The organism is Paenibacillus sp. FSL R7-0189 (assembly GCF_037969925.1).
GTDB lineage: Bacteria > Bacillota > Bacilli > Paenibacillales > Paenibacillaceae > Paenibacillus_AQ > Paenibacillus_AQ odorifer.
In genome coordinates this window covers 796143-815818 of sequence record NZ_CP150223.1, presented here as the reverse complement: position 1 = coordinate 815818, position 19676 = coordinate 796143, and the positions used below count along the sequence as shown (strand labels likewise).

At 41.7% G+C, this 19676-nt stretch carries 11 protein-coding genes; 10 read left to right on the top strand and 1 reads right to left on the bottom strand.

Translation table 11 applies throughout. The features are described 5' to 3' along the window. The first annotated feature begins 172 nt into the window (after window positions 1-172). Entirely contained in the window at window positions 173-430 is a 258-nt protein-coding gene (locus MKY63_RS03430) for a hypothetical protein (RefSeq protein ID WP_076141139.1), read from the top strand. Between the two features lie 103 nt (window positions 431-533). Here the strand turns inward: MKY63_RS03430 and MKY63_RS03425 are convergent, their stop codons facing one another. Then, on the bottom strand, window positions 534-1163 hold the full coding sequence (locus MKY63_RS03425) for a hypothetical protein (protein WP_076141140.1): 630 nt from the start codon (window positions 1161-1163) through the stop codon (window positions 534-536). 226 nt (window positions 1164-1389) lie between these two features. Between MKY63_RS03425 and MKY63_RS03420 the strand changes: the two genes are divergently transcribed. The 9 genes from MKY63_RS03420 to MKY63_RS03380 all read left to right on the top strand — a co-directional run bounded on the left by MKY63_RS03420 (window position 1390) and on the right by MKY63_RS03380 (window position 19595). Further along, window positions 1390-2340 (top strand): WYL domain-containing transcriptional regulator, encoded by a 951-nt coding sequence (locus MKY63_RS03420; RefSeq protein ID WP_076141141.1) that lies wholly within the window; start codon window positions 1390-1392, stop codon window positions 2338-2340. A 60-nt stretch (window positions 2341-2400) separates the two neighbouring features. Beyond that, window positions 2401-5310, top strand: a complete 2910-nt coding sequence (locus MKY63_RS03415) for a PD-(D/E)XK nuclease family protein (protein WP_076141142.1) — start codon at window positions 2401-2403, stop codon at window positions 5308-5310. After that, on the top strand, window positions 5303-8545 hold the full coding sequence (locus MKY63_RS03410; protein ID WP_076141143.1) for a UvrD-helicase domain-containing protein: 3243 nt from the start codon (window positions 5303-5305) through the stop codon (window positions 8543-8545). The genes MKY63_RS03415 and MKY63_RS03410 overlap by 8 nt, the downstream gene beginning before the upstream one ends. A gap of 72 nt (window positions 8546-8617) precedes the next feature. Continuing rightward, window positions 8618-9133 carry a hypothetical protein gene (locus MKY63_RS03405; RefSeq protein WP_076141144.1) on the top strand — a complete coding sequence of 172 codons (516 nt, stop codon included), beginning with the start codon at window positions 8618-8620 and terminating at the stop codon, window positions 9131-9133. Between the two features lie 149 nt (window positions 9134-9282). Beyond that, the gene (locus tag MKY63_RS03400; RefSeq protein ID WP_076141145.1) at window positions 9283-10854 is read left to right on the top strand and encodes a class I SAM-dependent DNA methyltransferase; all 1572 of its coding nucleotides are present in this window, start codon (window positions 9283-9285) and stop codon (window positions 10852-10854) included. After that, window positions 10838-12094 (top strand): restriction endonuclease subunit S, encoded by a 1257-nt coding sequence (locus MKY63_RS03395; protein ID WP_076141146.1) that lies wholly within the window; start codon window positions 10838-10840, stop codon window positions 12092-12094. The genes MKY63_RS03400 and MKY63_RS03395 overlap by 17 nt, the downstream gene beginning before the upstream one ends. Further along, window positions 12091-15240 (top strand): type I restriction endonuclease subunit R, encoded by a 3150-nt coding sequence (locus MKY63_RS03390; RefSeq protein WP_339811532.1) that lies wholly within the window; start codon window positions 12091-12093, stop codon window positions 15238-15240. Before MKY63_RS03395 ends, MKY63_RS03390 begins: the two co-directional genes overlap by 4 nt. A 109-nt stretch (window positions 15241-15349) precedes the next feature. Next, a complete protein-coding gene (locus tag MKY63_RS03385) occupies window positions 15350-16546 on the top strand; it encodes an exonuclease SbcCD subunit D (RefSeq protein WP_076141148.1) in 1197 nt (398 codons plus the stop codon). Further along, the gene (locus MKY63_RS03380) at window positions 16503-19595 is read left to right on the top strand and encodes an SMC family ATPase (RefSeq protein WP_339811529.1); all 3093 of its coding nucleotides are present in this window, start codon (window positions 16503-16505) and stop codon (window positions 19593-19595) included. Before MKY63_RS03385 ends, MKY63_RS03380 begins: the two co-directional genes overlap by 44 nt. Window positions 19596-19676: the final 81 nt, after the last annotated feature.

Genomic DNA, 19676 nt, shown 5'->3' with positions numbered 1-19676 from the left:
CATGTGAAGGGGAAAGAAGCCATTCGTTTAGCTCGTGAGTGCATACACAATCACCGGTTTTTTTCAGTTGAAAGGACGTTGTACGGTGGATAGGTAATTCACCTCATGAAGGAAGCCAAACTTAAGCAATTTTAGATTACAATATTTTATGTTGGTCTTGGAGAACCGAAATTTGAATATTGAACGTATCGCCAGCCGGGTTCGTAATGGAGGACATTATATTACTAACAAGGACATATTGCATCGGCATCAATCCTCAATACAGAACTTGCTTACTCATTTAGATCTGCTCGATAACTTAATTGTTGTTGATAACAGTTCTTTAGATGGACAGATCGTTCTTGAATCCCATAATGGCAGATTGAAGTGGCAGCATTCCAACTTGCCGAATTGGGTCATCCCTATTCATAATCAGTTGAACCTTACATAACCTGATTCCATTCTGCGTTCATAGCGCTGAGGAATCAGGTTTTTTTATAGACAAAGGCACTTGCTATAGAATTATCGATAGATCATCCATGTAAATTCATAGATTAAAGTAATGAGCTTGAATCTTGGCACATAAAAAATTCCGGCTTAATCAAGTATTCCACTGGATAGATGTCTTCACGGGCAGACAGTAATCCTTTGAATAAGGCAATAGGCTGAATATCCTCCTCGTGAAAATAGCGAATTCCGAGATCCTCAGGCTTTTTTAGTTGAATGATCACAAAAGCATCTTCTTTGTCGATCAATTTATAAAGGATATTCTCAGGATGGAGAACATTCTCTAAATGATCAAAAGTAATCAAATGGAACTCCTGACCGCTCCAATCTGTTCGAATTACTTTGAAGGCCTGGTTGCTGACTAGATCAACAAAGTTATTTTTAGCCAAGGTTAATTCAATTCCTATAATATAGCCTAGTTTATCCATATCGTTACCATACTCTGTATCATAAGATTTACCATGATCCGCTTTGAAGGTATTCTCGCTAACAGGCATTTGAATGAGTGTTGGGGTTACATCTAAGTCGGTTACATAAGGAATAGATAGTTTTTCCTCACTGACATATTGGCTTATTTCGTTTCTGCTCCAATAGGCGGTTTTATCCTCATGTATCGGTGGAGTAAGATAAATATATCCCATATCAGAGTGGTCCCCGTAGAAGCAAGTAATTCTCATGATTTTCCGCTCCTTTTAGCTTGATGGTTATTAGACGCAATGATTGTAGGAAGGTTTCTATTTATTGGATGCGAATGAAGGAATATATTAACAAACGTACGTTCCCTGACAAGTAGTGGCGTTTGTGATTAGGTATAATGTGTAAAAAGAGCTTTACAATAGGCCGAAAATGAACGCTGTGGTAAGAAGTGGGTATCATTAGATCATTATTGTGAGGAGACTAACCATGGTCGAAAAGTTTATACGTCTATTCAATATCATTAATGCGATCCAGGCGAACCCTGGCATTTCTGCAACGGATTTAGCCTTTAAATGCGATGTAGATGTAAGGACAATATATCGGGATCTGCGCTTACTGGATGCCATAACTCCCATAACAAATACAAGCAAGGGTGCTGGCTACCGATTTATGGGCAACTTTTTTATGTACCCTCTTAATTTTTCAGAACAAGAAGCGTTAGTATTCTCTCTGTTACCTTCAATGGTAGACGAGGACAAGCTCCCTCCGGGATTCCATACAGCATACGATAAAGTCATGTCCACACATCATAAAGAAAAATCCAAGCAAAACAGTATCATTGAGGACATTACCAATATTATTCAGATGGGTACACCAGCCTACCGTAAAGAAAGCCCTAATTATCTGCAGCCGATTATTCAAGCGATTTTAGAGCAGAAGACGATTGAAACCACTTATCATACCCAGTATCGAAATGAGACAACGGAGCGAAAAATTGATCCATACTACCTTGTGCCTCGTGATCAGCGCTTCTATTTAATCGGTTTCTGCCATACTAAGCAGGACATTCGGACGTTTCGAATCAGTCGCTTCCTCAAAGTGGATTCTACGGCTGAAACGTTCGACAAGAGTGATTTTAATATCAAAAAGTATCTCAAGAACACGTGGTCAATTGAACAAGGTGAGAAAAATATAACCTTTAAAGTACGGTTTAATGCTGAGGTTGCCAGGTACATAAGGGAGGAAGAACTGTTCGTTCATCCTCGAATGACAGACAACAAAGATGGGAGTATGATTTTTGAGGTGACTGTAAATAACGAAAAAGAGTTTATCCGCTGGATCCTGCAGTATGGGCCAGCCGCTGAAATATTAGAGCCTCAATCTGTGCGTGAATCAATAAAGAGTCAATTGGCTGAGTGGACCGAGATGTATAAATAAGACAAGCAGGAACTGATCATAATTACTCGAAATATACAAGGTAGGAAGGATGTGGGTCTATTGAACCATAATTGGTTTGCGGATTTGTATGAGATATGCAATAACGATCCCTTTCGTAGAAAAGTCCTCCTTGTGGATCATTATGATCAAGGTGAGCAGTGGCTGAATCGGATAACCAAGGAACACGGCCCTCTTTTAGGTGTGGAAACAGAAACGTTAAGGTCACTCGTTGTGAAGCGGACAAAACCGGAACTGGTGAAACGTGGGCTTCATCTTTTAAATCAAAAACAGACGTTCTGGGTTGTCCAGAATCTTATGGTTGATATGGCAGCGCGTCATGAAAAATATATACCAGCCGAGATGATTACCCCAGGTATCGTTCAAAGCTTTCACCACGCGATTGTGGAACTCCGAGGGGCGGGTATTTGCTCTTCAGAGCTTTCTATTTCTGTTTTTGAATATGAGCAAAAAGGTCTCTATATTACTGAGCTACTCGCTTTATATGAACATTGGCTGGAGCACAATCACTTTACTGATTTTGCAGGACTGCTTGATTACATACCAGAAGTTGATAGATCAGCGGATAACCATCTCTTCATCCATAGAGATATGGAGCGGTTCTCCTCTGTGGAGAAAGAAATGCTGAAGCGTATTGCGGGGGATAGACTGCTCATTCTTCCGCAAACTGAAGCTTTCCCGTCATCCCTACAGAATTTCGAACATGTTGCTGTTCAGTTATACCATGCCACAGGAATCTTAGCTGAGGTTCGGGAAGCATTCCGACGTATCTGCAATACGGATTCTTCCTTCGATCACGCGGAGATCGTTGTTTCTAATTATGAGGTTTATAGTTCAACTATATATACGCTCAGCCAAGCTCTCGATATTCCTTGTACCTTTTCCCAAGGGCTACCCGTTACTTATACAAAGGTCGGAAAGGCTGCGCTGGTTTATCTCGAATGGATGGAATGCAACTACGATATAGAGTGCTTACTTAAGGCTCTTCGGCACGATTATATATCATTTCATCAACTTGGAGAACCCGTTGATCAGGCTGATCTCATCTTTGCTTTGGAGCAAAGCGGAATTGGTTGGGGAAGACAACGGTATTCCATGTTAGAGGCCGCAGATAATGCTGAGTTAAAGGGACGACACGCTGAAGCGATCAGGTTGTTAAACCGGGCGTTTAAAGGAATGTTTCAAAAAGTGCCTGATTCGCATCAAGTGACGTGGACTCCTATGGTGATTTTGCACGCATTGATAGATTTTCTTGAAAAGCACACCGTTCCGTCCAGTGAGGCTGACTTATTCGTTATCACTGAACTAATTGACCAAGTGAAGCTGCTGGAGGTTGTCTCTCCTCGTACGTTGTCCAGCGAGAGAGCGCTGCGCTATGTAAAAGACATGGTAAAGGGTATTCATATCTTTGGAAGTGGACCATGTTGCGGAAAGCTGCATATCTCTTCGCTTCAAGATGGCGGCATATCGGGAAGAACTCAGACGTACATCCTGGGCATGAGTAATGAGGCTTGGTCCTTACAGCTCCGGCAGGATCCTGTATTACTGGATATGGAACGCAGGAGTCTGGAGGGGTTACTCTTATCTACTGAGCGGACTGAGCATATTATTCGTGAACGTGAGACCCGATTAGGATTGTTGTCAGGACAAGTTACGCTGGGCTATTCCAGCTATGATCCAGCAGAGCAGAAGGAAATCATTCCGGCTTTTGCGTTATTACAGGCTGCTAGAATCGTAACGGGCGATTCTCAGATGGATCTGACTGGACTAGGACAGGTACTGGGTAGACCGTTTGGATATATGTCGATTGACCCGAATGGAGAGCATTTGTTGGATGGGACGGATCGCTGGCTTGGACGGTTCCACACTGAGGGGAAACTGAAAGATGGCTTTTCATCACTTCGTCAATCCTTTCCATTCGCCGCTAAGTTGGAACAAGCAGAGATGCGTATTAACGAAGGAACCCTGTCAGAATATGAGGGAGTGCTCTCTACGGATACCTTTACGGTTAGTTATCTAAACAATCCTGAGGCGTACCTGAGTGTGACGCAACTCGAAAGATATGCGGAATGCCCAAAGAGGTTTTTCTTTTCTCAGATTCTGAAGCTCAGGGCAAAGGAGACTGCTGAATTCGATCGTTCCAAATGGCTGGATGCAGCTAGCAGAGGCAGCTTGCTTCACAGTATCTTTTACCACTATCTGAAAGAAATGTCCGCAGGTTCTATAAATGAGAATAGGCCTAAACATGATGAACACAGGCTTCAGGAAATCACAGAGCAGGTCATCCGTGAGTATGAAGCGATGGTGCCGCCGCCAACTCCACATATCTTTCATAAAGAATGCGATTCGCTGCGACGTGATGTCGCCATTTTTTATCAGATGGAGCAGAAAGCTCAGGGACGGCCACGTTTTTTTGAGCTCGAATTGACATTAGGCGGACAACCCATGAGCGTCAGGCTGGATAATGGTATGGTGATCAGAATGAAGGGATTTGTGGACAGGGTTGATGAGATCGAGCCACACTTGTACAAAATTTATGATTACAAAACAGGCAGTCCGGCGAAGTATGACGAGAATGAGTATTTCTCACAGGGGACGCAACTGCAGCATGCGTTGTATGCTGTTGCGGTTGAACAGTGGCTTAAGCATACCGGTATGGATACGGAGGCGCGTGTTGTAGAGTCAGCCTATTACTTCCCAACGGAACGAGGCAAAGGCGATGAGGTATCCCGGGTTCAAACTAAGACGGCTGAGCTTTCGGAGTTAGTGGGACATTTATTAGCTTCGATGGAGTCAGGAACATTTACCGCAACTACAGAGTTGAAACGATGTTCCTATTGTGATTATGGAGTAGTGTGCAAGAATGAATCAGAACGTACGAAGGCAAAATGGAATTTAGAATCTAATATTCCATTGCTTCACCATATCAAGGAGGTCGAGCGTTTTGGTTGATGATCAGACGGCCAGAGAGCGAATTGCAGAGATACTAGACCGGACATTGATGGTGGAAGCAGGGGCAGGATCTGGAAAGACGACATCACTCGTTGGCCGAATGATTGCTCTGATTGAGTCAGGGAGCGCCGTGGCCGAGCAGATTGCAGCCATTACGTTCACGCGGAAAGCAGCAGATGAGCTGAAAAGCAGGTTCAGACTGGAGCTGGAGCGGCAGATCCGTAAGGCGAACGAGCCGCAGAAGGCTCTGCTGCAGCGGGCTTTACAGGAGATCGATCGGTGCTATATTGGCACGATTCATTCTTTTTGCGGCAGACTGCTTAGGGAGAGACCGATTGAGGCGAGACTGGATCCCATGTTCCGTGAGATTGAAGAAGATGAAGCTAGCTTATTGCAGGACCAATGCTGGGATGAGTATCTGGTGAGCTTGATCGAGAACGGTCAGGAAGGTGGGATGGTGGACCTTGCGTCCCTGCAAGTAAACGTGGAGGATCTGCGCCAGGTATATAAACGGGTATGCGGCTATACCGATGTACACATTGAGACGGTTGCCTCTCCTAGACCTGACTTTGACCTTATACGCTTATCTCTGCCACAGATGATAGAAGATGCAGGTCGATATATTCCTACACAGAAACCAGCACAAGGCTGGGATGCGCTACAGACAATGGTTCGAGATGGAAAGAGAATGCTTATACTACACGGACTTGATAATGATATTCGTATTTTGCAGCTTGCCCTAATGTTTGAGCGAAAAATCAATGTTACCTTAAATCGATGGACAGATAGTGCTATGGCCAAGGAATATAAAGTTATGTTCCTGGAATGGCAAAGCCGCGTCTTGTGTCCCTTCCTTGGTGCTTGGCGCGAGCATCTATATCCGCAGTTGATTGATTTTGTCAGTCCGGCTGTTGATTATGGAGCACGCAAGCGAAACGAACTAGGCGTTCTGGACTTTCAGGATCTGCTGATGCGGGCAACAGCGTTACTCCGTGAGTATGAGCATGTACGGCGTTTTTTTACTGCTCGTTATACACGTCTATTCGTAGATGAATTCCAGGACACCGACCCTATTCAGGCAGAACTTATGTTTCTGCTAACAGGGGATGACCCAACGGAATCAAATTGGAGACGGATTACACCTAAACCGGGCTCCTTATTTATTGTTGGAGATCCTAAACAGTCGATCTATCGGTTCCGGCGCGCGGATATTTCTACCTATAATTGGGTCAAGAACAAGATCAGTTCCTGTGGTGAGGTCCTGCAGCTAAGTGCGAACTTTCGCTCAATCCACCATCTTGGTCAATTCACAAATGATGAATTTAATGCCCGGTTTCCAGAGGCTGAATCTGAACATCAAGCGGCTTTTGTACATATGGATACACGAACGGCTAATCCGGAGAATGGTGTACAGCATGGGGTCTACACAATGACTCATGCGAAAATGGCTGGAGGCCAGGCGGCGATTGCCGAAGCAGATGCAGACCGGGCCGCTCGTTATATTGCCTGGGCTTGCAGCGGCAAATTGAAGATTCAGGAGAAGCAGCCGGGAAGTGACGGTAGTTTTCTTGTAAGGGATGCAACTCCGAGTGATTTCCTGATACTGCTGAAACGAAAAGATTTCCTGCATCTCTACGCCGCAAAGCTGGAGCAGTATGGAGTTCCCTCTGTTACGGCTGGAAGTTCGGCGATTTACGAAGAAATCGATGCTCTTGCTGTGCTGGCAATTTGTCTTAACGACCCTAGAGATCACGTTTCCCTGCTAGCTGTGCTGAAGGGAATGTTATTCAGTGTCAGCGATAATGCACTCTTCCATTATAAAATGGAGGGATTCCCGATCACTTATACTATTCTACCTAATCAGGCAGAAGTCGGGACAATAGCGCTGCCGATATATGAAGCGCTGGTACGACTTGCTGAATATGCGGATATGATTCGTAAGATGCCGGCATTATCTGCACTGTTATATATCATAGAGGATCTGGGGATGATTCCCCTCGCAGCCCTTCGTCAGACCGGCCGGGCGCGTGCCGGCACATTGATCAAGCTCCTGCATCTGCTGCACAAGGAAAGTTCGGTCGCAGCAAGCTGGCCGGAACTGAGTTCGTATCTAATGCGGGTCGTAAAAGAAGCGAAGCTGGAGTGCGGAGATCTGTTCGCAGGTGAGCAGGATGCTGTTCGCATCATGAACCTTCATAAGGCCAAAGGGCTTGAAGCACCTGTGGTTATCCTGGCTTGTCCATGCGGAGAGTCCGATCATGATGCCGCAGAGCACGTGGATCGGACGGGGGATTCCGCACGCGGATATTTCAGCATTACGCGGCGAAGAGGATATCAAGAGGATGTGATTGCTCATCCTCCAGGTTGGGAAGAACTCGCTGAGCGGGAACGATTGTACATGAATGCGGAGAAGGAAAGGCTGTTATATGTCGCCGCTACCCGCGCCAAGCAGCTTATGATCATTAGCCGATATCCTGACAAACCGGCGATTGATCCGTGGAGCAGCTTCGATAGCGGGATTCAGGAAGATAGAGAGCTGGAGGATCCTGAGGTTATGTCTGAAGTGCCTTCACGTTATGAAGTTCTGCACGACGAAGTGCAAGATGAAGTGACGGGCCGTGAGTGGCGAAGTCGGCTGACACAGCCGACGTATCAGACGACTTCGGTAACGAAACTGGCGAAGTCCGGAGCCGATCAGCCACCTCGTCCGCTTGCGGGCAGAGGCATGGCGTTCGGCAGCGTGGTTCATCGCTGCATTGAACTACTTGGGACTGGCACGAAATCCGAGCAGATGGAGCTGCACATCAGGATGATCGCTGAAGAAGAGGGTATGGATGAAGCGCTGATTCCAGATGTTCATAAGATGCTGGATGATGTTGTAAATCATCCGTTATGGATACGTGCGTTAGCGGCGAAGCGGCGGATTCATGAGTTGCCGCTGCGTACGGTTAGGACAGATATGGATCTGGAGAGTGAAGCTTCGACAGCAGGTTCCACAGCAACGACGCTGTATTTGAAAGGCGTTATTGACTTCCTCTTTGAAGAAGAGGACGGCTGGATAGTTGTCGATTTTAAAACGGATGTGTATGAAGAAGGGCAGCAGACGACGTTTCTGGAGTTCTATAAGCCGCAGATTATGGCTTATCGGAAAGAGTTGGAGAGGTTTGGGTTAAGGGTGAAAGAAATGGGGCTTTATTTCTTGCATGGGAATGAGTACGTCCTACTAGAGAAATAGTATAATAATAATGGTGTGGGAATTTTTTGTGAGTAACTTTAAGAGTTATCTCTCTATTGGAGGTTATAGAATATGTCATTCGAAAGTAAGGTTGCTAAGACTGCTGCTCGATGTTGGTTTGATTCTCAAAGTAAGGAAGTAGTATCTGAAGGATCGCGATATATTCTTGGTGAGGATTATGCTATCTTTGTCTCAGGGAGAGAACATAGTAGCTTGAAGAAACACGAGCCTAAAACATCTGCAAATTATAAACCGAGTGAGTTCATGAATTTCGAAGATAAAGTTTTAATGCCGAAAGGCATACATCAATATCATTTTATTATCGCCAGGACATACGGAACCCCAACACGGGATCCAGATTGGTGTTATCTTATTTCTGTTCCCTATTCTATAGTTACTAAACGGGCACAATTGGCAAGAGACGGCATTGAAAGACCTGAGGATAATTTGTACTTTTATTTTGATCAAGAGGGTGGAAGAGGAGGGAAATATGGAATTCGCTACTGGCAGAACCATTCTACCCCTGTTAAATATCAACGGTTCAATCCTAATAATGAAGAGAGTTGGAATCTAGGAGAAACTATTTAAATAGGAGAATGCTAGCTGAAAAAATCGATGTAAAGACTTAAGTATAAAATGATTTGGAGACGGATCTCAGGATGGTTATCGAAGTCGGATTTTTAAGATTTTCACTATTCAGTATTAAGGTTCAGTAAGAAAAAAAAGGAGAGTTTAGAATGGCTACAAATAAGCAAATAAAAGAAAATAGTATCGAAGAAACCCTATGGGATTCTGCTAATAAATTACGTGGCTCAGTTGAGTCATCTGAATACAAACACGTTGTATTAGGTCTTATATTTCTTAAATTCGCAAGTGATAAATTTGAAGAACGTAGAGAAGAATTGATATCGGAAGGAAAAGAAAAATACATAGATATGGTAGAGTTCTACACAATGAATAATGTATTTTACTTACCTGAAATATCTCGGTGGAGTTTTCTAGTAGAAAATGCGAAGCAAGAAGATATTGCTTTGAAAATTGACACTGCACTTTTCACTGTTGAAAAAAACAATCCCTCACTAAAAGGTGCTTTGCCTGATAACTACTATTCACGCTTGGCTCTTGAAGTAAGTAAACTTGCTTCCTTAATTGACACAATAAATAATATTGACACTCTTAAAGACAAGCAGCAAGATATTGTTGGGCGTGTTTATGAATATTTCCTTAGTAAGTTTGCATTGGCAGAAGGAAAAGGTAAGGGTGAATTCTACACTCCTAAAAGTATAGTCAATCTTATTGCTGAGCTACTTGAGCCATACAAGGGTAAAATCTATGATCCAGCTTGTGGATCGGGTGGTATGTTTGTTCAATCCGTGAAATTTATTGAAGCGCACCACGGAAATAAAAAAGACATTTCTATTTACGGACAAGAATACACTGCAACCACTTATAAACTGGCTAAAATGAACCTTGCTATAAGGGGGATATCTGCTAACCTGGGCGATATGGCTGAGAATACTTTTTTTAAAGACCAACATAAGGATCTGAAAGCTGATTTTATAATGGCAAATCCTCCGTTCAACCAAAAGCAATGGAGAGCAGATGATGAACTAACAGATGACCCACGTTGGGCTGGTTATGATTTGCCTCCCACAGGAAATGCAAACTATGCATGGATTTTAAATATGGCTTCTAAATTATCTGAGAATGGTGTAGCTGGTTTTTTGTTGGCGAATGGTGCGCTGAGTGGAGGCGGAGCTGAGTATAAAATACGTAGGAAGCTGATCGAAAATAATTTGGTGGAGGCCATCATGGTATTGCCACAAAATATGTTTTATACAACCAATATAAGCGTTACTCTTTGGATATTAAACAGAAACAAAAAAAATCGAACCATTGAACAAAACGGAATTCTTAAAAAATATCGCAATCGTATCGATGAAATTTTGTTTATGGATTTGAGAGAACTGGGTATTCCGTTTGAGAAAAAGTTCGTTCAATTTTCCGAAGATGATATTAATAAAATTAGTAATACTTATCATATATGGCAACAAGTTGATTATGAAAAAAAGTATCAAAATATCGCAGAGTTTTGTTATAGTGCGACGCTTGAAGAGGTTGCTAAAAAAGACTTTTCGTTAGTACCAAGTAAATATATTGAGTTTATAAATCGTGATGAGAATATTGAGTTTGATGAGAGAATGGCATCATTACAAATCGAATTCTTCGACTTGCTGAAAGCCGAGGAGAGTTCAAAAAAAGATTTACTAACTGTGTTTAAGGAGTTAGGCTATGAAATCAAATTATAAACGACTTGGGGATTACATTAAAGAAGTAAATGTCCGGAATACTGAACTTAATGTGAATAAATTGTTAGGTATAAACATTGATAAGTTTTTTATGCCATCAGTAGCCAATGTTGTAGGTACAGATATGACTGCATATAAGATAGTTAAGAACGGACAATTTGCTTGTAATAGAATGCACGTAGGCAGAGATAAACGATTGCCTGTCGCTCTTTCAGAACAGGCTGAGGATGTAATTGTTTCACCAGCATATAATGTATTTGGAATTATAGATAAAGAAGTCCTTGACCCAGAGTATTTAATGATGTGGTTTTTACGCAAAGAATTTGATAGAAATACTTGGTTTTATACAGATGCTGATGTTAGAGGAGGGTTGAATTGGAAAGATTTTTGCAACATGCAACTCCCCGTTCTCTCTATCACCAAGCAAAAAGAAATTGTAAAGGAATACAATGTTCTGGTGGAGAGAATAAACCTAAATAAAAAGCTTATTCAAAAATTAGAAGAAACCGCACAGGCTATTTACAAGCAATGGTTTGTTGATTTTGAATTTCCAGATGAAAATGGAAAGCCCTACAAATCTAACGGTGGGGAAATGGAGCATAATCTGGAATTGGATACGGATATTCCGAAAGGTTGGAGAGTAGGAATTCTGGAAGAAATAGTTGAATTAATTATTTCTCATCGGGGAAAAAGTAAATCCTTAATGGAGTTGAATTTAAAAGATGACTTATTTGTCCATCCTGTAATTTCGGCAATGAACGTTAATGGTGGGATGATTGTTAAACATGACACTATTAGATATGCGGATAAAACCACATTTAAAGAATGGATGAAAGATCCCCTTGAAATTGGTGATGTGATTATGACCTCAGAAGCGCCAATGGGGGAATTGTTATATATCGCCAAAAGAAGAGATTATATTATAAGTCAGCGTCTATTTGCGATTCGTGCTGATAAAACAAAATCAAGTGGTGTTTTTTTGTACTTTTGGCTACAAACTCCCACAGCTAAAAGAGAAATGGAAGGACGTTCAACAGGCACAACAGTATTAGGTATAAAACTATCTGAGTTAAAGAAATTATTAATTTTACAGCCTAAAGAAAACACTGTTACTTATTTTGAGTCTAAAGTTCAGTCAATTATGGATCTTCTGGAAGAGAAGAAAAAGGAAAACGAATTTTTAAATGAGTTAAGGAATTTACTTTTATCTAAACTTGCAACACTGGAGGATAGCCTATGAAATTCACAGAAGAATCTCTAGAACGTGCAGTAATAGAGCTATTCGAAACTGAAGACTACAATCACCAAAATGGTATGTACATTCATAAGGAAATAAGTGACGTGCTCCTTCGTGAAGATATAAGAACATTTTTACGTGATCGCTATTCTGATGATGAAATTACGATTAATGAAATCGAAAGTATCATCCGTGAAATGGAAGTATTACCTTCTTCAGCATTATATGATAGTAACAAAGCCATAATAAAAAAAATCTCCGATGGTTTTGTTTTCAAACGGGATAACCGTAGCAAAAAGGATTTGTTTATTCAATTGATTGATTTTGAAACTAAAGAAAATAATTTATTTAAAATAGTCAATCAATTAGAAATACAGGGTTATGAAAAGCGCATTCCTGATGCTATTGTCTACGTAAATGGCTTGCCTTTAGTAGTGTTAGAATTTAAGAGTGCTATTAAAGAAAACACTACTATTAAAAATGCCTATACCCAGCTTACAGTGAGATATCGAAGAGATATTCCAGAGCTATTCAAATATAACGTTCTTTGTGTTATTAGCGATGGCGTAAATAACAAAGCTGGATCATTATTTGCTCCATATGATTTCTTTTATGCTTGGCGTAAAACTGAAGGTAACGAATCCTTGGATAAGGATGGTATTGATTCACTTTTTACAATGGTAAAAGGTTTGTTTAACCAAAAACGTTTGCTCGATATAGTTCGTAATTTTATATATTTTCCTGATACGAGCACTAAAGACGAGAAAATTATTCCTCGCTATCCGCAATATTATGCTGCCAACAAATTGTTTGATAGTATTAAGCGAAATATGAAACCAGAAGGAACGGGGAAAGGCGGTACGTATTTTGGAGCGACAGGGTGCGGAAAGAGTTTCACTATGCTTTACCTCACAAGAATATTAATGCGAAGTGTACACTTTCATAGTCCCACAATTGTTCTTATAACGGACAGAACTGATTTGGATGACCAGCTTTCAGGGCAGTTCACTAACGCGAAGGGCTTTATTGGTGATGATCAAGTAATAAGTGTCGAGAGTCGTGCTGAATTAAAAACTTATTTACAAAGCAGAAAAAGTGGTGGGGTCTTCTTAACTACAATTCATAAGTTTAATGAAGACATCGACTTGCTTACCGATAGAACAAATGTGATTTGTATTTCAGACGAGGCACATCGTTCGCAGATTAATCTTGACCAAAAAATTAAAATTACTAAAAATGGCGTGGAAAAGAAATATGGATTTGCTAAGCATTTACATGATTCGTTACCCAATGCCACTTATGTAGGTTTCACAGGAACCCCAATAGATGCAACTATGGATGTTTTTGGAGATGTAGAAGATTCCTATACAATGAAGGAATCGGTTTATGACGAAATTACCGTAAGGATCGTGTATGAAGGAAGAGCTGCCAAGGTGAATTTGAACGAGGCTAAACTAAAAGAAATTGAAGAATATTATAAGAAATGTGAAGCGGATGGGGCAAACGAACTTCAAATAGAAGAAAGTAAAAAAGCGGTAACACAAATGGATGTTATTCTTGGAGATCCTAAACGCTTGGAATTAGTGGCAGAAGATTTTGTGGAGCATTATGAGAAGCGAATTGAAGAAGGTGCAACTGTAAAAGGTAAAGTAATGTTCGTGGCTTCTAGCAGGACGATTGCTTACGATTTATATAAACAGATAGTTGCCTTACGTCCACAATGGGCAGAGATTAGAGAAAGTGATGCGGGCGTAGTGCTTACTGAAAAAGAGAGACAGGAAATAAAACCCATTGAGAAGATTAAAATGGTAATGACACGGGATAAGGATGACGAAGAAAAGTTATATAAATTGTTGGGCACAAAAGATTACCGCAAAGAACTAGATAGACAGTATAAAGCCGAAAAATCAAACTTCAAAATAGCCATTGTTGTTGATATGTGGCTTACTGGTTTTGACGTACCATTTTTAGACACCATTTATATAGATAAACCTATTCAACAACATTCCTTAATTCAAACAATATCCCGAGTAAACCGTGTTTATGAAGGCAAGGAAATGGGATTGGTAGTTGATTACATTGGTATTAAAAGTAATATGAATATGGCTTTGAGAAAGTATGGTGTGGTAGATGGTGATAATTTTGATGGTACTGACAAAGCTGTAGTAATTGTAAAAGACCAGTTAGACTTGCTGTCTAGGCTTTTTCACAAATTTGATAGTACTACTTATTTTAAGGGAACACCATTACAACAACTTCAATGCTTAAACCTTGCAGCTGAATTTGCTCAACAAACCAATGAACTAGAAAAACGTTTCATAGCGATTGTAAAAAAACTTCGATCTGCGTACAATTTATGTTGTTCCAGCGAAGACATCACCCAAATCGAAAGAGATTACATACACTTTTATTTTGCTATCAAATCTATCATTCATAAACTAACTGTAGGAGGAGCACCTGACAGTTCGCAGATGAATGAGAAAGTAAGACAGATGATTCAGGAAGCATTGATAAGTGAAGGTATTGAAGAAATATTTACACTTGATAAAAATGACCCTAAGAATAATGTGGATTTATTCAGCGACGAGTATATGGCGAAGATTGATAAGATTAAGTTACCAAATACTAAAATTAAGCTGTTGCAAAAATTATTGGCGAAAGCAATCGAAGAGTTTAAGAAAACTAATAGAGTACAAGGTGTGGATTTTTCGAAGAGATTAAAGAAATTAATTGATCTATATAATGAAAGAAAAGACTTTCAAGCAATGCAAAGCGATGTATTGGACGATGTTGCAGACCAATTCGCAAATTTGTTTGCAGAACTTGTGAAGGAGCGGAATTCTTTTAAAGATCTAGGAATTGATTTCGAAGAAAAAGCGTTCTACGATATTCTGAAAGCAATTGCGGAGAAATATAAATTTGATTACGCACACGATAAACTTATAAAGCTCTCGCAGGAGATTAAGAAGATCATTGACGACAAAGCTAGATATACAGATTGGGCGCACCGTGATGACATCAAAGCAGAGTTGAAGGTTGACTTGATTTTAACACTTGCCGAAAATGGATACCCCCCTGTTCCAAAAGATGAGATATTCAAGGAGATTTTTGAGCAGGCGGAGAATTTTAAAAAGTATAGAGTTGATTAAATAGGAACAAAGGTTCGCTGACAACCTCCTGTCAGCGAACTTTTGTTTAATAAAGATACATAATAACAAGGCAATTTAGAAACAAGACAATCCGAAAGGACGAAAAACCATGAAAATATTCCACACAGCAGACTGGCATCTCGGCAAGTTGGTACAAGGCGTGTATATGACAGAGGATCAGCAATATATCCTTGAACAGTTTATCATGGATATTGAGGCAGAGCAGCCTGATGCTATCATTATCGCAGGCGATCTATACGATCGTGCGGTTCCACCGACGGAAGCAGTGCAGTTGCTTGATAAGGTGCTCGAGAAGATTATACTGCAGTTGAAAATTCCAGTTCTGGCGGTCGCGGGTAATCATGATAGCCCAAGCCGCCTTGATTTCGGCAGCAGCATTATGAGAGCCTCGGGGCTACATATCGCTGGAGAACTTACTACCTCCATGGAGTCCGTAGTATTGAATGATGAGTATGGTGAAATTCACTTCCATCTCATTCCTTATGCTGAGCCTGGGAAAGTACGTTATTTACTTGGTGATGAGAGTATTAGAACACATAATGATGCCATACAGAAGATTACGGAGAATATTAAAAGAACGATGGACCCAAACGCCCGCCATATTTTTGTGGGACATGCTTTTGTAACACCTGGTGGTGTAGCACAGGATAATACTAGCGACTCCGAGCGTCCGTTGTCTATCGGTGGAGCAGAGCATGTGAGCTCCGAATACTTTGATAGATTCCATTACACGGCATTAGGTCACTTGCACCAGGCACATCATGTTGGAAACGAAACAGTCCGGTATGCCGGCTCACCGCTTAAGTATTCGATTTCGGAAGAACATCATAACAAGGGATATTTAATTGTCCACCTAGATCAGCATGGAAACACAACGATTGAACGAAAATTGCTGACCCCACGACGTGATATGCGTACAGTCGAAGGTTTTATCGCAGATATTGAGCGTCATGTCATCAATGAGGATTATGTTTTCGTCCGTTTGCTGGATGAAGCGTTGGTGTCATCGCCAATGGAACGGGTACGCTCGGTCTATCCAAACGCTATGCATGTAGAACGAAAGATGACGATCCCAGGATTGATTGGGGAACCCCAAGTGGTTGAAGGACGAGCAAAGATGGATGGGCTGTCGCTGTTCAAAGCCTTTTATAAAGACGTAAGAGGAACAGAGCTATCGCCAGATACAGAGAAGTTGTTTATCGAAACGCTGCAGGAGATCCTGGAGAAAGAAGGTGAGCGTTATGAGACCGTTGAAGCTGACAATGACGGCGTTCGGGCCGTATAAGGATACAGAGGTTATTGATTTCTCCGAGCTTAAAGAGCACCGGTTATTTGTCGTATCAGGGAATACGGGGGCCGGAAAGACATCGATTTTTGACGCGATCTGTTTCGCTTTGTACGGAGATGCAAGTGGTGAAGACAGAAATGATAACAAGATGCTCCGGAGCCATTTCGCCGATGACCAGTTCCACACTTCTGTTGATTTGGAATTTGAGCTGAAAGGTCGGACGTATCGTGTATTTCGGCAGTTGGCCCATAAGAAGGCAAAGAACATTAGCGCCACAGGAGACAGCTATGAACTTTACGAAATCAGCAGCGGACAGGCTGTCCCCATTGTCGATCGTTTTATCGTGTCTCAGGTAGATGAGAAAATTCGCGGACTTATTGGACTCACTAAGGAGCAGTTTAGTCAGATCGTTATGCTGCCACAGGGTGAATTCCGCAAGCTGCTCACCTCAGAGACAGAGAACAAGGAAGAGATCTTGCGCCGGATTTTTAAGACTGGGTTATATAAACAGGTAACGGACCATTTGAATGAACAACGCAAGGACATGCAGCAAATTTGCTCGGAGCAAGCGAAGATGCTGGAATATCATATCGGTAATGTGAAAGGTGCTCTAGGCGGGCGTGAAGTCTCTGACTTATACAAGGTTTTTGAGCAGGAGAACTACAATACTTATCAAGTGCTTGAAGCATTGGATAAAGAGATTGAATATTATACTGTGCAACTAAAAGAAAAGAAGCTGCTGCTGCAAGCTGAAATGGCTAAATCCCAAGAACATACGGCTGTTTATCATCAAGCACTAGCGGTGAATGTACAATTTGATCTGTTAGATCAGAAATCTGAAGTAAAGCAACAGCTAGTAGCACAAGAGGATGTTATCAAACAGCAGATAGTGCAGCTGTCTCTGGCAGAGCAAGCGGTTCACCTTCAGGTCTATGAACAACATAATATTGAAATGACGGATGAACTAATTCGTAAAAGCGAGTTGCTCGAAGCTGCGCTTACAGAATGCCTGCAGGCTGAAACTGCCCTCAATACGGCTATTGCTCTCTATAAGCAGGAGGAAGGAAAGGAAGAATTACGGAATCAATCTTTACGTGAACTGGATCGGCTTCAAGGATATCTCCCGGCAGTAAAAGAGATTGACCAGAGACAGCAACGAGTCACGAAGCTTACGATAGAAGTGGATACCTTGTCTAAGCAGCTGAACGGCTCAATTGTTGAGCTGGAGAAGAAGCAGAGCGATCGACTCTCTAAAGCAGCGCAAGTTAAGGAACTGGAAGATAAGGTTCTTCATTTGCCGGCAAAGACTGAGAAGCTTAGCCAGTTAAGACAGCAGGCTGTAACTATGAAAGAATATCTCGGCCTTTTAGACAAACTTACAATAGAACAAGCAGAAGAAAGAGAGAATAAAGGGTCATTTGAACAAGCGAATCAGGCGTATTCTGCAATTGAGGAACGCTGGATTGAAGGACAAGCAGGATTGCTTGCAAGTCATCTTCATGATGGTGAGTTATGTCCGGTCTGCGGAAGTCTTGACCATCCCCAAAAAGCTGCTGCCACCGGTGACATTCCTACCAAAGAAGAGCTTGAACGGATGCGTAAGGAGAAATCTTTATTTGAAAAAAAACACCTAGAAGTAAAGGCGAAGCTCACAACTACTGAACAGCAGATTAAAGAGAAACAGCAACAGTTGCTTGAACTGGGATATCCGTTAGAACGGATTCAGAGTGTTTATGCTGATCTGCAAATAGAGGGAAAGGCACTGGTTGAAGAGGAGAAGCAACTGAAAGAAGATAATTCGATGTTGGCTCCACTCAAGCAATCACTAGATACACTGGACAGCAAATTGGAGGAGAAACGTAAACAAAAGGAACATACGCTGTATTTGTTCAATAGCAAAAATACAGAATATGTAACTGAGAAAGCATTATTTGATCAATCTTTATCCAGCTTGCCAGAAGAAGTACGTAGTCTCGGAAAATTAGAACAGCATATCAAGAGTGCAGAGGTTAACAATAGACAACTTGAGAGCGCGTGGAAGCAAGCACAGGGTCAATACCAGGAAGCGAACGAACGGAATATCAAGGCATCTGCAAGCCGAATCAATGCTGAGAATGGGAAAAGTGAAGCGACTACCAATAAAGGCAAGGCTCTTCAAAGCTACCTCGGAGCGTTAGAACAGGCTGGGTTCGCTTCAGAAGAAAGCTATAAAGCAGCGAAGATGAGCAATAGTGCTCAAGCTGAGCTGAAGAATCAGATTGAAATGCACAATGCCTCATTGGCATCGGTAACCAAGCAAATTGAGGAATTAAGTTTCACGCTGACAGGTAAAGAACGTCAAGATCTTGCCACCATGCAGAAGCTTCTAGATGATCTGGAACAATCTATTGATATCGTTCGCGCGGAGTCTATCCAAGCCGGGAATAACTTTGATAAAGGCTTGGAATTTAAGGCGAATATTCTTGAGGCTGAGCGTTGCTGCCAAGAGGCTGAACGTGAGTACCAAGTCGTGAAAGATTTGTATGATGTTGTGCGTGGAGAAAATAGTAGTAAGATCTCCTTCGAACGCTATCTGCAAATTGAGTTTTTAGATAAAATTATTCACAATGCAAACCATCGGCTACAAAAAATGTCCGGAGGACAATACTACCTTGTCCGCAGCGACCGTATGGAGAAACGCGGCAGGCAAAGTGGCCTTGGATTTGATGTGTATGACAATTATACCGGTCAACTGAGGGATGTGAAGACATTATCCGGTGGAGAAAAGTTTAATGCTTCGCTGTGTCTAGCGCTCGGAATGGCAGATGTTATTCAAGCCTATGATGGTGGGGTTTCACTAGAAACCATGTTCATCGACGAGGGTTTTGGTTCACTGGACGAAGAGTCTCTGAACAAGGCTATTGATACTCTGATTGACCTGCAACAGTCCGGTCGAATGATTGGTGTGATCTCACATGTCCAGGAGCTGAAGAGCGCAATACCGGCAATCCTGGAGGTGAAGAAAACGAGGGAAGGGTATAGTTATACTGAGTTTTTTGTGAGTTAATTGCGATATTACGAATGATAATATCTAGGGATAAATACACACCCGAAGGCTGAACATGAACACTCTGCTCAAAGTTTGTAT

Bases quoted from the DNA above. Each gene is read 5' to 3' on its own strand.
- MKY63_RS03390 (WP_339811532.1), top strand. From the start codon at position 12,091: ATGAAATTCACAGAAGAATCTCTAGAACGTGCAGTAATAGAGCTATTC.
- MKY63_RS03395 (WP_076141146.1), top strand. From the start codon at position 10,838: ATGAAATCAAATTATAAACGACTTGGGGATTACATTAAAGAAGTAAAT.
- MKY63_RS03400 (WP_076141145.1), top strand. From the start codon at position 9,283: ATGGCTACAAATAAGCAAATAAAAGAAAATAGTATCGAAGAAACCCTA.
- MKY63_RS03405 (WP_076141144.1), top strand. From the start codon at position 8,618: ATGTCATTCGAAAGTAAGGTTGCTAAGACTGCTGCTCGATGTTGGTTT.
- MKY63_RS03380 (WP_339811529.1), top strand. From the start codon at position 16,503: ATGAGACCGTTGAAGCTGACAATGACGGCGTTCGGGCCGTATAAGGAT.
- MKY63_RS03385 (WP_076141148.1), top strand. From the start codon at position 15,350: ATGAAAATATTCCACACAGCAGACTGGCATCTCGGCAAGTTGGTACAA.
- MKY63_RS03420 (WP_076141141.1), top strand. From the start codon at position 1,390: ATGGTCGAAAAGTTTATACGTCTATTCAATATCATTAATGCGATCCAG.
- MKY63_RS03425 (WP_076141140.1), bottom strand. From the start codon at position 1,163: ATGAGAATTACTTGCTTCTACGGGGACCACTCTGATATGGGATATATT.